This window comes from Diaminobutyricimonas aerilata (assembly GCF_002797715.1).
Taxonomy (GTDB): Bacteria; Actinomycetota; Actinomycetes; order Actinomycetales; family Microbacteriaceae; genus Diaminobutyricimonas; species Diaminobutyricimonas aerilata.
In genome coordinates this window covers 1,012,109-1,026,381 of the sequence record NZ_PGFF01000001.1, presented here as the reverse complement: position 1 = coordinate 1,026,381, position 14,273 = coordinate 1,012,109, and the positions used below count along the sequence as shown (strand labels likewise).

14 protein-coding genes are annotated in these 14,273 nt (G+C 71.8%); 5 read left to right on the top strand and 9 right to left on the bottom strand.

From position 1 onward, the window contains the following. Positions 1 to 37 precede the first annotated feature (37 nt). The gene (locus tag CLV46_RS04955) at positions 38 to 778 is read left to right on the top strand and encodes a CPBP family intramembrane glutamic endopeptidase (RefSeq protein WP_100363751.1); all 741 of its coding nucleotides are present in this window, start codon (positions 38 to 40) and stop codon (positions 776 to 778) included. Between the two features lie 14 nt (positions 779 to 792). Here CLV46_RS04955 and CLV46_RS04950 read toward each other — a convergent pair whose 3' ends face one another. Next, on the bottom strand, positions 793 to 1,458 hold the full coding sequence (locus CLV46_RS04950) for a response regulator (RefSeq protein WP_100363750.1): 666 nt from the start codon (positions 1,456 to 1,458) through the stop codon (positions 793 to 795). After that, a complete protein-coding gene (locus CLV46_RS04945) occupies positions 1,455 to 2,606 on the bottom strand; it encodes a sensor histidine kinase (protein WP_157802232.1) in 1,152 nt (383 codons plus the stop codon). The genes CLV46_RS04950 and CLV46_RS04945 overlap by 4 nt, the downstream gene beginning before the upstream one ends. 191 nt (positions 2,607 to 2,797) lie before the next feature. Between CLV46_RS04945 and CLV46_RS04940 the strand changes: the two genes are divergently transcribed. The 3 genes from CLV46_RS04940 to CLV46_RS04930 are packed head-to-tail and all read left to right on the top strand — an operon-like array spanning position 2,798 to position 4,349. After that, entirely contained in the window at positions 2,798 to 3,394 is a 597-nt protein-coding gene (locus CLV46_RS04940; protein WP_157802231.1) for a hypothetical protein, read from the top strand. A 38-nt stretch (positions 3,395 to 3,432) separates the two neighbouring features. Next, a complete protein-coding gene (locus CLV46_RS04935) occupies positions 3,433 to 4,032 on the top strand; it encodes a DUF1349 domain-containing protein (protein WP_100363747.1) in 600 nt (199 codons plus the stop codon). Continuing rightward, on the top strand, positions 4,032 to 4,349 hold the full coding sequence (locus tag CLV46_RS04930; RefSeq protein WP_157802230.1) for a hypothetical protein: 318 nt from the start codon (positions 4,032 to 4,034) through the stop codon (positions 4,347 to 4,349). The genes CLV46_RS04935 and CLV46_RS04930 overlap by 1 nt, the downstream gene beginning before the upstream one ends. Here the strand turns inward: CLV46_RS04930 and mfd are convergent. The 5 genes from mfd to CLV46_RS04905 form a co-directional block, all read right to left on the bottom strand. Next, entirely contained in the window at positions 4,346 to 7,918 is a 3,573-nt protein-coding gene (gene mfd / locus CLV46_RS04925; protein WP_100363745.1) for a transcription-repair coupling factor, read from the bottom strand. The genes CLV46_RS04930 and mfd overlap by 4 nt on opposite strands. A 155-nt stretch (positions 7,919 to 8,073) precedes the next feature. After that, complete coding sequence (gene pth / locus CLV46_RS04920) at positions 8,074 to 8,667, bottom strand: aminoacyl-tRNA hydrolase (protein ID WP_100363744.1); 594 nt, start codon at positions 8,665 to 8,667, stop codon at positions 8,074 to 8,076. Between the two features lie 15 nt (positions 8,668 to 8,682). Beyond that, positions 8,683 to 9,300 (bottom strand): 50S ribosomal protein L25/general stress protein Ctc, encoded by a 618-nt coding sequence (locus tag CLV46_RS04915; RefSeq protein WP_100363743.1) that lies wholly within the window; start codon positions 9,298 to 9,300, stop codon positions 8,683 to 8,685. A gap of 155 nt (positions 9,301 to 9,455) precedes the next feature. Beyond that, positions 9,456 to 10,493 (bottom strand): D-2-hydroxyacid dehydrogenase, encoded by a 1,038-nt coding sequence (locus CLV46_RS04910; protein ID WP_100363742.1) that lies wholly within the window; start codon positions 10,491 to 10,493, stop codon positions 9,456 to 9,458. Further along, the gene (locus CLV46_RS04905) at positions 10,490 to 10,987 is read right to left on the bottom strand and encodes a gluconokinase (RefSeq protein WP_100363741.1); all 498 of its coding nucleotides are present in this window, start codon (positions 10,985 to 10,987) and stop codon (positions 10,490 to 10,492) included. Before CLV46_RS04905 ends, CLV46_RS04910 begins: the two co-directional genes overlap by 4 nt. A 91-nt stretch (positions 10,988 to 11,078) precedes the next feature. Between CLV46_RS04905 and gndA the strand changes: the two genes are divergently transcribed. Next, positions 11,079 to 12,527, top strand: a complete 1,449-nt coding sequence (gene gndA / locus CLV46_RS04900; RefSeq protein WP_100363740.1) for an NADP-dependent phosphogluconate dehydrogenase — start codon at positions 11,079 to 11,081, stop codon at positions 12,525 to 12,527. A gap of 177 nt (positions 12,528 to 12,704) precedes the next feature. On the opposite strand, the gene CLV46_RS04895 is transcribed toward gndA, so the two are convergent. After that, positions 12,705 to 12,914, bottom strand: coding sequence for a DUF1232 domain-containing protein (locus CLV46_RS04895; RefSeq protein ID WP_100363739.1), 210 nt, complete (start codon positions 12,912 to 12,914; stop codon positions 12,705 to 12,707). A gap of 138 nt (positions 12,915 to 13,052) precedes the next feature. Beyond that, a complete protein-coding gene (locus CLV46_RS04890) occupies positions 13,053 to 14,264 on the bottom strand; it encodes an APC family permease (RefSeq protein ID WP_245866525.1) in 1,212 nt (403 codons plus the stop codon). Positions 14,265 to 14,273: the final 9 nt, after the last annotated feature.

Below are 14,273 nucleotides of genomic sequence, written 5' to 3'. Positions count from 1 at the left end.
GTCGGCCCGCCCGGCCCGCTACCCGCAGAATGGTCGGATGCAGAACGCGCTCTGGGCGGTGCTGGTGCTCGTCATCGGCATCCTCGTCCTGCGCGCCATCACGCGCGAGCGGCGCGAGTACGGGCGCTTCAAGCGCATGCGCCGCACCGCGGCACGACAGCGCACCTACCGGCGCTGGCTCGTCGAATCGCTCGTGCTGCTCGGCGGCCTGTCGCTCGTCGTGCTGCTCGCCGCCGGCGGCTTCGTGCAGCCCGTCCTCGACGACGTGCGGTCGGCGCCGGTCATCGCCCCGGCACTCGACGCCCTCGCGGGCGGGCTCGGCATCGGGATCGCCGTGGGACTCGTCGTCGTGCTCGCGGGACTCATCGCCGTGACCGTGGTGGTGGGCCGCTCGGCCACCGAGATCCCCGCGCTCGGCGACGTCGCGGCGCTCATCCCCCGCAACCGCGCCGAGCTCTGGTACGGCGCCGGCTTGTCGCTCAACGCCGGGGTCGTCGAGGAGCTGCTGTTCCGCCTCGCGCTCCCCGCCCTGCTCTTCGCGGTGCTCGGCAACGGGCCGCTCGCCTTCGCCCTCGCCTCGGTGCTGTTCGGCCTGCTGCACCTCTACCAGGGCGCGGCGGGCATGGCGGGCGCGACCGTGCTCGGGCTCGTCATGTCGGCGCTGTACGTGGCGACGGGAAGCATCCTCGTGCCGATGGCGCTGCACGCCGTCATCGACCTGCGGTCCCTCGTGCTGTTGCCCATGGTCGTCACGAAGGCGCATCGCATCCGGGCCTGACCCGGCTCGCCGGTTCAGGCGGGTTCGCCACCCGGCCGCACGACGCCGGCCTCGTACGCCACCACGACCGCCTGAACCCGGTCGCGCACGCCCAGCTTCGCGAGCAGGCGGGTCACGTGCGCCTTGACCGTCGCTTCGCTGACGAACAACTCGGCACCGATCTCGGCGTTCGAGAGCCCGCGCGCGATGCGCAGCCAGATCTCGCGCTCACGTTCGGTGAGCTCGAAGGTGCGGGGCGGTGCGGCGGGTGCCGCCTGTTCGCCGAGGTACCGTTCGATGAGCCGGCGCGTCACTGCCGGGGCGAGCAGCGCCTCCCCCGTGGCCACCGTCCGCACCGCGTCGACGAGCCGGTCCGGTGACGCATCCTTGAGCAGGAAGCCCGCGGCTCCCGCCCGCAGCGCCCGGTACACGTACTCGTCGAGGTCGAACGTCGTGAGCACGAGCACCCGCGGCGGGTCGCCCAGCTCCCGCAGACGACGGGTCGCCTCGATGCCGTCCATACGCGGCATCCGGATGTCCATGAGCACCACATCCGGTCGCAGGCGCTCCGCGAGTTCGACGGCGGCGTCGCCGTCATCCGCCTCCCCGACCACCTCGACATCCTGCGCCTCGAGCACCCCGACGATCCCGGAGCGCACGAGCGGGTGGTCGTCGACGACCACGACCCGCAGCGCCGTCACGACCGCACCACCGGAAGCACCGCATCGACGGTCCAGCCGCCGTCCGCGGTCGGTCCCGCGTCGATGCTGCCGCCGTACACGCGCACCCTCTCCCGCATCCCGAGGATGCCGTGCCCGCCCCCGGTCGAGGTGTCGCCGCCCGGCGCCCCCGCGGAGCTGCGAACCGCGACGCGGACCCGCTCCCCGTCGGTCTGCACCAACACCGTCACCTCGGCATGCTGCGCGTGCTTACGCACATTCGTGAGCGCCTCCTGCACGATGCGATAGCCGGCGAGCGACACCCCGTCGGGCACGTCGGCGTGCGCCCCGTCGGTCTCCAGGCGCACCACATGCCCGGCGGCCCGGGTCTCGGCGACGAGTTCAGGCACCCGCTCGAGGCCCGGCTGGGGCGCGTAGTGCACGTCGTCCTCACGCAGCACCCCCAGCAGATGACGCATCTCCTCGAGCGCTTCCTGGGCGGTACGCCGGGTGATCGCGAGGTGCTTGCGGGCCCGCTCCGGATCGCGGTCGAGGAACTGCTCGGCCGCCCCCGCCTGCAGCACGACGACCGAGACGGCGTGGGCGATGACGTCGTGCAGCTCGCGGGCGATCCGGGTGCGCTCGAGGGCGACCGCCTCGCCGGCGACCCGGTCCACGTCCTCGCGGGTGCGGTCGACGGCGAGCCCGCGCTGCCGCACGATGCGACCGGCCGCCCACGTGGCTCCGACGAAGAAGAAGAGGAACAGCGCGCCCGCCTTCTCGATGCCGGGCGTGCCGAAGTAACCGAGCAGGTGGCTGCCGAGCATCGCCGCGATCGGCACGACGCCGAGCAGGGCGCTGCGCCACAGCGGCGCGACGTGCGACGCGACCGTGAAGGTCGCCACCAGCAGGCTCGGGAAGGGATTGAACGTCGCGTGCGCCCCGCTCGTGGCCGCGTGCACGACGAAGGCGACACCGAGCAGGAGCATGACGGTTGCCGGGAAGCGGCGTCGCACGACGAGAGGGAGCGTCACGGCGAGCGCGAAGCCGAGCTGCGCCGTCACCGGAGCCCCGGGGATCAGCAGTGCCTCGACGATCGCCCAGGCCGCGAGCGTGCCCGCGATCGCGAGGTCGAGCGACGACGTCCACGCGGGCAGCCGCAGCGCTCGGGCGGGCGGGGACGCGGTCATGCCGCCATGGTAGAGCCGCGGCCCCCGCCGCGATGCCGACCCGGGTATCGAGGGATGCCGACTTTCGTCGATGCCGGTCGAGCCTCGGGGACGGAGGTTCTCGACCCGCGGACGATGCCGGCGGCTCCGCGGTCTTCCTAGCGTCGGAGTCGCCCGCTTCCGGGCACCGTCTCCGAACGAAAGGCTCTCCCGTGACCAGTACCGCATCCGCTCGAACGGCTCCCGCCGCACCGTCCCTCGCCCGCCGGCGCCCCTCCGACCGGTTCGCCGGCTGGGCCGCCGTGCTCGCCGGGGTCTTCTCCGTCGTGATGGGCACGTCTCAGCTCATCTTCCCGCAGGACGAGGACCCGGCGATCGACCCGCGCACGCGTGTGCTGCTCGTGCTGTTCTCCGTCATCCTGTGGGCGTTCGCGGTGATCCACTTCGCGCTCGCGCGTCGTGCCCGCAGCAGCTGGCCCGCCTGGGTCGCATCGGCCGGCACCGTGCTGCTCACGGTCGGTACCGTCACGAGCGCCGCGAACGGCATCGACCTCGAGTTCTTCCCGATCGTCGCGATGGTCGCGAATGCGCTGTGGTTCATCGGCTCCATCGCCCTCGCGGTATCGCTGCTGCGTGCACGCCGGTTGAGGGCGTCGCTCGCCTGGCCGCTCATCCTCGTGCCCGTGCTGTCGATCATCGGCTCGCAGATGGGCGGTGGCATCCTGGTCGGCGCCTACCTGCTGCCGCTCGCCGTCGCCCTGCTGCGCGGCAAGGCGGACCGCCCGTCGACCGGGAACGCGCGGAGCTGACCCGGGACCGGTGGGAAGCCGCTGCCTAGACTGACGTCGTGACGATCGCTCTCGCCGCCCTGCCCGAACTGACCTGGACCGGCGAGGCCGGCGCCGCCGCGGTCGACGACACCGGCACCCTCGTACTCACCTCGGCGGGCGGCGCGGACTGGACCAACGACGCGCTCGGCGGCGCGCAGCAGCACGCCGCGACCGCGCTCGGGTTCACCGCGCCGCCCGCGATCGCGCTCTCCGCCCGCGTTGCGGTCGACTCCCCACGCAGCACCTTCGACGCCGGCGCGCTCGCGATCTGGGGCGACCGCGACCACTGGGCGAAGCTCTGCTTGGAGTTCTCGCCGCACGGGCAGGCGATGATCGTGTCCGTCGTCACCGACGGGTTCTCCGACGACTGCAACTCCACCGTCGTGACGGTCGACGCCGTGCACCTGCGGGTCATTCGCACGGGCCCGGGCTGGGCCTTCCACTGGTCGCTCGACGGCGTGCGGTGGGAGTTCGTGCGACTGTTCCGACTCGGCTGGGACGGGCCTGTCACGGTCGGCTTCCTCGCCCAGGCTCCGATGGGCGACTCCTGCACCGCCAGGTTCGACCGCATCGCCTTCGACACCGTCGTGCCCGCCGATCTGCGCGACGGCAGCTGATGGGCGACTCCCCCGTCCCGCCGCGACGGATGGCCGCCGACGCGCTCACCGCCGACCTGGAACCGCGGCACGAGCACGCCCTCAAGCGCTGGGGCCGGGCACTGCTCGGCGCCGCTCTGGGCGACGGGGTCGACGAGGGGTTCGACCTCGTCGTGCGCCGCCGCGACACGGGCGCGGTCATCATGCGCACGCCCGCGGATGTGGGCTCGCCGGACTTCCTGCTCGCCCAGGTCGAGGAGGACATGCGCACGAAGACGCTTCCCGAGTTCCTCGCCGAGTGGCGGCTGCCCGAGGACCTGCCGGGTCTCTCCGCTTAGGCCTGCGCGGGCACCGCGGCCGGCACGAACACCGCGTCGAGCAGGCTCGTCGCCCAGTCGATGAGCTCCGTGTCGCCGATGCGCTCGCCGCCGGAGGTCGGCAGCGGAACCGTCACGGCCTTCGTCTGCGGGAAGTACTTCGACCCCGGATACATCCGCTGCAGGCGTACCTGCACCGAATCCGGCAGGGCCACGCCCGCGAGGCGCAGGTTGCTGCCCATCGCGACGACCTCGCTCAGCCCGGCCTTCTGCGCGAGCCGCCGCAGGCGCGAGACGGCGACGAGCGTCTCCACCGCGCGCGGCGGGGCGCCGTAACGGTCGGTGAGCTCCTCGACGACCGAGGTGATCGCGTCGTCGGGCGACGCCGGTCCGCTCGCCGTCGACAGCTTCTGATACGCCTCGAGCCGCAGACGCTCGCTCTCGACGTACTCCTCGGGGATGTGCGCGTCGACGGGCAGTTCGAGCCGCAGCTCGGTCTGCCCCTCCGCGACGTCGCCGCGGAACGCGCTGACGGCCTCGCCGATCATCCGCAGGTAGAGGTCGAACCCCACGCCGGCGATGTGGCCGGACTGCTCGGCGCCGAGCAGGTTGCCTGCTCCGCGGATCTCGAGGTCCTTGAGGGCGATCTGCATGCCGCCGCCCAGGTCGTTGTTCGCCGCGATCGTCGCGAGCCGGTCGTGGGCGGTCTCACTCAGCGGCTTGTTCTCGTCGTAGAGCAGGTAGGCGTACGCGCGCTCGCGACCACGGCCGACGCGGCCGCGGATCTGGTGCAACTGGCTCAGGCCGTACTTGTCGGCCCGGTCGATGATGAGCGTGTTCGCGTTGGCGATGTCGATGCCGGTCTCGATGATCGTGGTCGACACGAGCACGTCGAACTTGCGCTCCCAGAAATCGACCATGACCTGCTCGAGCGTGCTCTCGCTCATCTGCCCGTGAGCGACGGCGACCCGCGCCTCCGGCACGATCTCGGCGATCTGCGCCGCCACGCGGTTGATGCTCGAGACGCGGTTGTGCACGTAGAAGACCTGCCCCTCGCGCAGCAGCTCACGTCGGATCGCCGCGGCGACCTGCTTGTCGCTGTACGGTCCGACGAAGGTGAGGATCGGGTGCCGGTCCTCCGGGGGCGTCTGCAGCGTCGACATCTCGCGGATGCCGGTGACGGCCATCTCGAGGGTGCGCGGGATCGGGGTCGCGCTCATCGCGAGGATGTCGACGTTCGTCTTGAGCTTCTTCAGCGCATCCTTGTGCTCGACGCCGAACCGCTGCTCCTCGTCGATGATGACGAGGCCGAGGTCCTTGAACTTCACGTTGTCGCTCAGGATGCGGTGGGTGCCGATGACCATGTCGACGGTGCCCTGCAGCAGCCCCTCGATCGTCTCCCTCGACTCGCGCGCGTTCTGGAAGCGGCTGAGGGCCCGCAGATGCACCGGGAATCCGGCGAACCGCTCCTGGAAGGTCTCCATGTGCTGACGCACGAGCAGGGTGGTCGGCACGATCATCACGACCTGCTTGCCGTCCTGGATCGCCTTGAACGCCGCCCGCACGGCGACCTCGGTCTTGCCGTAGCCGACGTCGCCCGAGAGCAGGCGGTCCATCGGGATCGGCCGCTCCATGTCGGCCTTGACCTCGTCGATGGTCTGCAGCTGGTCGGGCGTCTCCGCGAACGGGAACGCCTCCTCGAGCTCCCGCTGCCACGGGGTGTCCGGCCCGAACGAGTGTCCCTTCGACGCCATCCGCGCGCTGTAGAGCTTGACGAGCTCGACCGCGATGTCGCGCACCGCCTTGCGCGCGCGGCCCTTCGCGGCGGCCCAGTCGGAGCCGCCCATCTTCGACAGGCTCGGTGCCTCACCGCCGACGTAGCGGCTGAGCAGGTCGAGCTGGTCGGTCGGCACGTAGAGCTTGTCGCCGGGGTACCCGCGCTTGCTCGGCGCGTACTCGAGCACGAGGTACTCGCGCGTGGTCTTGACAGCGTTGCGTCCGCCGGAGCTCACCTCGCGCTGCACGAGTTCGACGAACTTGCCGATGCCGTGCGTCTGATGCACGACGTAGTCGCCGGTCTTCAGCTGCAGGGGGTCGACGACGTTCTTGCGGCGGCTCGCGAGCTTCTTCGGCTGACGCGAGTCGTAACCGGCGGAGCGACCGAAGAACTCCGACTCGCTCAGGAGGGTGATGCGGGCGCCCTCGGCCTCGAACCCGGACTCGACGGAACCGGTGAGCAGGTAGGCGACGCCCTCCTCGGGGTCGTCGGGGAACTGTTCGACGAGCCGGCCGGCGAGACCGTGCTCGGAGAGCAGGTCGGCCGCGCGTTCGGCGAGGCCGACGCCTTGCGCTGCGACGGCGGCGGTCCACCCCTCGCGCAGGCGGGAGCCGAGGTGCTCGATCGCTCCCTCGGCGCGGCCCGCGAAGCTCGGCGCGGGCGTCGCCTCGACGTGCACGTAGGTGTCGGCCGCGTCATCCGCCTCGCCGGGGAGCTCGGCGGCAGCGGCGCCGGTGTCGAACGCGGAGAGGGTCCACCAGGTGCGGCGTCCGGCGCTCTGCCGCAGCCGTTCGACGCTGAGGAAGTCGCCCGCGTCGAGGTCGATCGGCGCCTCGGCACCTGCCGTCGCCGCGTTCCACGCGGCGGAGAGGAACTCGCGGTTCGTCTCCACGAGCGACACGGCCCGCGTCGCGACGCGCTCCGGCGACAGCACCGCGATGGCGGCGTCCTCGGGCAGGTAGTGGGTGAGCGGCACGAGCCGGTCGACGAGGGCGGGGGCGAGCGACTCCATGCCGTCGACGGGGATGCCCTCGGAGATCTTCGCGAGCATCTGCGCGAGGCTCGGGAACTCGTGCTGCATCTCCCGGGCGCGCTGGCGCACCACATCTGACAGCAGCAGTTCACGGCTCGGCGGCAGTTCCGCCTCGGTCACGTCGCCGGGCAGCGAGCGCTGGTCGGCGACCGAGAAGGCGCGGATCTGCTCGACCTCGTCGCCGAAGAAGTCGACTCGCACGGGGTGCTCGGCAGTCGGGGCGAACACGTCGAGGATCCCGCCGCGCACGGCGAACTCGCCGCGGCGCGTCACCATGTCGACGCGCGAGTAGGCGAGGTCGACGAGTCGGGCGGCGATCGACGAGAGGTCGTTGCCGCGGCTGCCGGCGGCGAGGCGGATGGGCTGCAGGTCGGTGAGGTTGTCGGCGAGCGGCTGCAGGGCGGCACGCACCGAGGCGACCATGACGACGGGGTGCGAACCGTCGTGGTCGGCGATCCGGCGGAGGGCGTGGATGCGCTTGCCGACGGTCTCGGCGCTCGGGCTCAAGCGCTCGTGCGGGAGGGTCTCCCACGCCGGGAACTCGAGCACCTCGGCATCGGGCAGCCAGCACGGCACGGCGTTGCGCACCGCCTCCGATTCACGGCTCGTCGCGGTGATCGCGAGCAGCACGCGTCCCTCGCGGGCGCGCATGAGCCCCGCGAGCAGCGGAACACGCAACCCGTCGACGAGGGAGAAGTCGGCGTTGCGATCCGCGTGGGCGAGAGCCTCGTCGAGGATGCGGGCGCGCGACAGGGCCGGGATCAACCGCTCGAGACTCACTAGAGGATTCTACGTTCGGCCGCCGACGCCCATCCGGATGTTCGCTGACGGCGGCGGGGCCCGCTGGTCGAGTAGCGACGAAGGAGCGCATCGAGACCCCACGGACGAGGTCTCGATACGGCTGGCTCCGCCGCGCCTCCTCGACCAGCGGTGCCTCAGCGGGCGGGGCGCGGGGCGTGCACCGTCTGCTGCGCCTCGGTGAGACCGACGCGCGCGACCAGCTCGACCGCATCCGCCGCATCCGCGAGCAGATTCGGCAGCACCTTGCGTTCCTCGGCGCCGAAGTCGCGCAGCACGAAGTCGGCGGCCGGCTGGCGGCCCGGAGGGCGGCCGATGCCGACCCGCACGCGCACGAAGTCCGGCGAGCCGAGGGCGGCGGCGATGTCGCGGATGCCGTTGTGGCCGCCGTGTCCGCCACCGGATTTGAGCCGCACGGTGTCGAACGGGATGTCGAGTTCGTCGTGGACGACGATGAGGCGCTCGAGCGGCACCTTGAAGAACTTCACCAGGGCCGCGACGGGCCCGCCGGAGAGGTTCATGAAGCTGTTCGGCTTCGCGAGCACGAGACGCGGGCCGGTGGCCGAGACCCGGGTCTCGGCCACCGCCGCGTTCGTCTTATGACGCCGGAAGTTCGCCGATCCGCGATCGGCGAGCTCCGTGAGCACCATCTGCCCGACGTTGTGGCGGTTGGCCGCGTAGCCGGTCCCGGGGTTGCCGAGACCGACCACGAGCCACAGATCGCCGTCCACGTCGAGCGGGGCGGATTACTCCGCCGAGTCCCCGGCGTTCTCGGTCGAACCCTCGGCGGACTCGCCGCCCTCGGACTCGTCGTCGCCGGCGCCGGTCGACGGCGTGGTGACGTTGAGCACGAGCGTGTCGGGGTCGATCGCGAGGATGGTACCGGCCGGCAGCGTGACGTCGGAGGCGAGGATCTGCGTGCCGTCGCCCTTGCCCTCGATGTCGATCGTGACGCTCTCGGGGATGTGCGTGGCCTCGGCCTCGACGGTCAGGGCGCTGACCTCGAGCATGTGGATCGTGCCGGGAGCCGACTCGCCCTCGACGCGCACCGGCACGTCGATGGTGACCTTCTCGCCGCTGCGCACGATGATGAGGTCGATGTGCTCGATGATCTGGCGCACCGGGTCCTTCTGCACGTCCTTGACGAGCGCGAGGCGGCTGGTGCCCTCGATGTCGAGGTCGAGCACCGCGTTCGCCTTGCGCAGGATGAGCGCGACCTCGTGACCCGGCAGGGTCACGTGCATCGGCTCGGTGCCGTGGCCGTAGATCACGGCGGGGATCTTGTTGACGGCGCGGATCTTGCGCGCCGCGCCCTTGCCGAACTGCGTGCGCAGTTCCGCCTTGAGCTGAGTGTTGTCAGCCATGTTCGTCTCCTTGCGGGCCGTGCGGCCCGGTCGTCTGGGTGGGGTTCATCTCGAACGCAACAGCGTGAGGAAAGACCGGGGGCCTCGCTCGCCGCGTCGATCACGGATGCCGTGGCATCCCTCGCCGAGGTTTCGGTGGCCGAGTCTACACGTGCTCAGTAGAACTCGACCGTGTTCACCACGTTGCGCAGCTCCTCGCCGTCGAGCAGACGCCGTGCGTTGTCGACGAACAGCTCCGCGATCCGACGCGGCTCGTGGGGGCTGATGGCGGCGGTGTGCGGCGCGATGACCACCTCCGGCAGGTCCCAGAGCGGGCTGTCCGCGGGCAGCGGCTCCACCTCGGTCACATCCAGCGTGGCCGAGCCGACCCGCCCGTCGCCGATGGCCGCGACGAGGGCGGACTCGTCGATCGTCGTGCCGCGTCCGACGTTGACAACCGTGAGTCCCGGCTTCGCCCGCCGCAGCGCGTCGGCTCCGAGCAGGTGGTGGGTGGCGTCCGTCGCGGGCAGGGCGAGCACGACCGCGTCGACCTCGGCGAGCACGTCGCCGAGCCGTTCGACCGGTTCGATGCGGCTCACACCCTCAGCCTCGACCTCCCGGCGGTGCACACCGATGACGGTCATGCCCAGTCCCGCGAGCAGAGCGGCGGTGCGGCGTCCGATGCCACCGAGCCCGACGACGGCGACGGTCGTCTCGGTGATCGACCCCATCGGATCGCGCTCCGCCCACTCGTGCCGGCTCTGCGCGGCACGCAGCCGCGGCAGCTGCTTGAGCCCGGCGAGCACACCGAACAGCGCGAACTCCGACAGCGGCTGCGCGTGCACCCCGGCGGAGGTGGTGAACACGACGCGGTCGAGTTCCTCGCGCGTCAGGTCGGCGGCGCGCACCTGGGCGCCGCCACCCGCGGGGATGGTGTGCACCCACCGCAGGTCCGGGTTGGCCCGGATGGTGCGGGCGAGGGCGGTGCCGGACTGGTCGGGCACCCCGAAGAGCGCCTCCCCCGAATCGACGTACCGCTCGTATCGTGACTGCGCGTCGGCGTCGCGGTCGCGCTTCACCATCCAGTCCGCCGACGCGGGCGGCATGAGGTCGGGTTCGTGCACGATGTCGAGGCGCGGCTCGCGCTCGGCCATCATGGCGACGAGGTCGTCGGCGAGCGGCGTGGCGATCACGACCCGCAGGCGATCGGTCATCGGGCCGCCTCCTCCGGCAGCTGCCGCACGATCTCGTCGACGATCTGCTGCGGGCTCGGCGCGATGTCGACGACGAAGCCGGCCTCACCGGGCTCGAGCGGCTCGAGGGTGGCGAGCTGCGACCCCAGCAGCGTGGTGGGCATGAATTCGTGCGAGCGGGCGCCGAGGCGTTCGGTCAGCAGGGCGTCGCTGCCGTGCAGGTGCACGAAGACGGCGTCGGGGGCGGCCACGCGGAGGCGATCGCGATACGACAGGCGCAGGGCGCTGCAGGCCACCACGATGGACGACTCCGCGGCGAGCGCCGCGCCCACCGCGTCGAGCCACGGCCAGCGGTCGGCGTCGACGAGCGGACTGCCGGAGGCCATCTTGAGCTTGTTGGCCGGCGGATGCAGGTCGTCCGCATCGACGAACGGAACCTCGAGTCGCTGGGCGAGCGCACTGCCGATCGAACTCTTGCCGGAGCCCGAGACCCCCATCACGACGACCTTCACCATGCCGACCACGTTATCCGCCCATCCGCCGTCGCACGCGCGGCCCGGCCGGTAGCCTGGAGACGACCCCATCCCGTCGATCGCGAGGAGAAACGTGTCCGCAGAACAGGCCAACATCGGAGTCGTCGGACTGGCGGTGATGGGCTCGAACCTCGCCCGCAACCTCGCCAGCCGGGAGGGCAACACGGTCGCGGTGTTCAACCGCACGTGGGAGAAGACCGAGACGCTCATCTCCGAGCACCCGGAGGCCGGCTTCATCGCGGCGAAGTCGTACGAGGAGTTCGCGGCCTCGCTCTCGGCCCCGCGCACCGCGATCATCATGGTGAAGGCCGGCCGGGGCACGGATGCGGTCATCGACGAGCTCGTGAAGGTGTTCGAGCCGGGCGACATCATCGTCGACGGCGGCAACGCGCTGTTCACCGACACCATCCGCCGCGAGAAGGCGGTGCGCGAGACGGGCATCAACTTCGTCGGCGCCGGCATCTCCGGCGGTGAGGAGGGCGCGCTCAACGGTCCGTCGATCATGCCCGGCGGCTCCGCCGAGGCGTGGGAGACCCTCGGCCCCATCCTCAAGTCGATCGCCGCGGTCGCCGAGGGCGAGCCGTGCGTCACCCACGTCGGCACCGACGGCGCCGGTCACTTCGTCAAGATGATCCACAACGGCATCGAGTACGCCGACATGCAGCTCATCGCCGAGGCGTATGACCTCATCCGCCGCGGCACGGGCAAGAGCCCTGCCGAGATCGCGGACATCTTCGCCGAGTGGAACACCGGCGAGCTCGAGAGCTACCTCATCGAGATCACCGCCGAGGTGCTGCGCCAGGTCGACGCCGAGACCGGCAAGCCGCTCGTCGACGTCATCCTCGACCAGGCCGGCGCGAAGGGCACCGGCGCCTGGACGGTGCAGACCGCCCTCGACCTCGGCATCCCCGTGTCGGGTATCGCCGAGGCGGTGTTCGCCCGGTCGCTCTCCTCGAAGCCCGCCCAGCGCGCCGCCGCAGCCGACCTGCCCGGACCGTCGGACTCGTGGACGGTCGACGACCCCGAGCAGTTCGTCTCCGACGTGCAGAAGGCGCTCTACGCGTCGAAGATCATCGCCTACTCGCAGGGCTTCGACGAGATCGTCGCGGGCGCCGAGCAGTACGGCTGGGACATCCAGAAGGGCGAGATCGCGAAGATCTGGCGCGGCGGCTGCATCATCCGCGCCCGCTTCCTCAACCGCATCACCGAGGCGTACGCCGAGGACCCGGGTCTCGTCGCCCTCGTGACGGCGCCGTTCTTCCGCGACGCGGTCGCCGAGGCGCAGGATGCCTGGCGCCGGGTGGTCGCGACGGCCGCCCACGCGGGCATCCCGTCGCCGGCGTTCTCGTCGTCGCTGTCGTACTACGACGGCCTGCGTGCGGACCGCCTGCCGGCCGCCCTCGTGCAGGGGCAGCGCGACTTCTTCGGCGCGCACACCTACCGCCGCATCGACAAGGAGGGCACGTTCCACACCCTCTGGTCGGGCGACCGCACCGAGATCGAGGCGACCGACACGCACTGACGTCGGTCCGTCCGGGCCCCGGTCGCTTCGGCGGCCGGGGCCCTTCCCGTTCACGCACCACGCTCGCTGAGCCCGTCGAGGCTCTTCGTGCGCGCCCGCTGAGCCTGTCGAAGCGGGTCGTACGACGGTTCCCTTCGACAGGCTCAGGGAACGGGTGCGCTCAGGGAACGGGTCGACTCAGGGGGCGGCGGGCGTGGCGCGACGCAGCGAGCGCTTGCGCATGATGCGCCAGATGGCGATGCCGGCGCCGACGAGCACGACGGCGTCGTCGCCGAAGCCGAGCGGACCGGCGAGGATCTCGGGGATGAGGTCGATCGGCGACGCCCCGTAGAGCAGCGCACCGAGACCGATCAGCACGGCCTTGAGCGTGGAGTGGTCTCTCTTCATGCGACCACGGTACGCCGCGAACCCCGACGCCGGCTCTGAATCACCGGGGCTCGGTCGCTGAGCCTGTCGAAGCGGGTTGCGCGGCGGTTCCCTTCGACAGGCCCAGGGAACGACGACAAGCGCAGGGAACGACGACGCTCACCGGGCGAGGCGGGCGCGCAGCTCGCGCTGGGTGTGTCCGACGAGCAGGATGAGCGCGGTCGCGGCGAGGGCGAGCGGCGGCACCGAGAGCAGCAACAGCAGGCACGCCGCGAGCCCGACGGCCGGTACGAAGCGGGGCACCCAGCGTTCCGGCCGCGGCTGCCGCAGCGCCGCGACGTGCGCGATCGCGTAGTAGCCGAGCACGGCGCAGCTCGACAGCGCCACGAGCATCCCGCTCGGCAGGAGCAGCACCCCCGCGATCGCGAGCACCGCGAACGTGACCTCCGCCACGGCGGGTGCGCCCGTGCGCGCCCAGATCGTCGCGAGCGGCCCGGGCAGCTCGCGGTCGCGCGCCATCGCGAGGCCCGTGCGGCTGAGTCCCGCGAGCACACCGGCGAGCGACCCGAGGCACGCGATCCCCGCGACGATCGCGATCACGGGCCGCCAGCCCTCCCCCGCGGCGTCCGCCAGCGGCGACGTGCTCGCGGCGAGTCGGTCGACCCCGAGCACCGCGAGGCACACGGCGGCCACGACTGCGTACACCGTGACCGCGACCACGAACGCGGTGAGGATCGCGCGCGGCAGCGTGCGCCGCGGCTCGCGCACCTCCTCGCTGAGGGTCGCCATGCGCGCGTACCCGGCGAACGCGAAGAACACGAGCGCGGCGCCCTGCAGCACTCCGAGCGCGTTCCCGGGCTCCGCGGGGGGCGCATCACCGATGCGCGGCACGGCAGCGAGCACCGCAGCGGCGATCCCGACGAGCACGATCGACACGACCACGGCCCCGACCGTCGCGGTCGACCGGATGCCCGACGCGTTCACGATCGCGAGCACGACGACGACCGCCACCGCCACGATGCGGGCCGCCTCCGGCCACAGGTACTGCCCCGCGGTGAGGGCGATCGCCGCCGCCGAGGCGGTCTTGCCCCACAGAAACAGCCACCCCGCCGTGAAGCCCGTGCGCGGCCCGACGACGGCGCGGCCGTAGGCGTAGGCGCCGCCGGCGACCGGATGCGCGACCGCGAGTTGCGTCGTGCTCAGCGCGTTCAGCGCGGCGACGAGCGCGGCGATGCCGAGCGAGACGAGCAACAGCGACCCTGCGGCATCCGCTGCCGGCCCCCAGACGACGAAGACCCCCGCCCCGACCATGGCGGCGAGGCCGACGGTCGTCGCGCGGACGACACCCAGGCGACGGACGAGCTGCTGCACGCGGGCACC

Coding starts and splice junctions, on each gene's coding strand:
- CLV46_RS04895 (WP_100363739.1), bottom strand. CDS start 12,914: ATGAAGAGAGACCACTCCACGCTCAAGGCCGTGCTGATCGGTCTCGGT.
- CLV46_RS04910 (WP_100363742.1), bottom strand. CDS start 10,493: ATGACCGATCGCCTGCGGGTCGTGATCGCCACGCCGCTCGCCGACGAC.
- CLV46_RS04915 (WP_100363743.1), bottom strand. CDS start 9,300: ATGGCTGACAACACTCAGCTCAAGGCGGAACTGCGCACGCAGTTCGGC.
- CLV46_RS04945 (WP_157802232.1), bottom strand. CDS start 2,606: ATGACCGCGTCCCCGCCCGCCCGAGCGCTGCGGCTGCCCGCGTGGACG.
- CLV46_RS04905 (WP_100363741.1), bottom strand. CDS start 10,987: ATGGTGAAGGTCGTCGTGATGGGGGTCTCGGGCTCCGGCAAGAGTTCG.
- CLV46_RS04930 (WP_157802230.1), top strand. CDS start 4,032: ATGGGCGACTCCCCCGTCCCGCCGCGACGGATGGCCGCCGACGCGCTC.
- CLV46_RS04955 (WP_100363751.1), top strand. CDS start 38: ATGCAGAACGCGCTCTGGGCGGTGCTGGTGCTCGTCATCGGCATCCTC.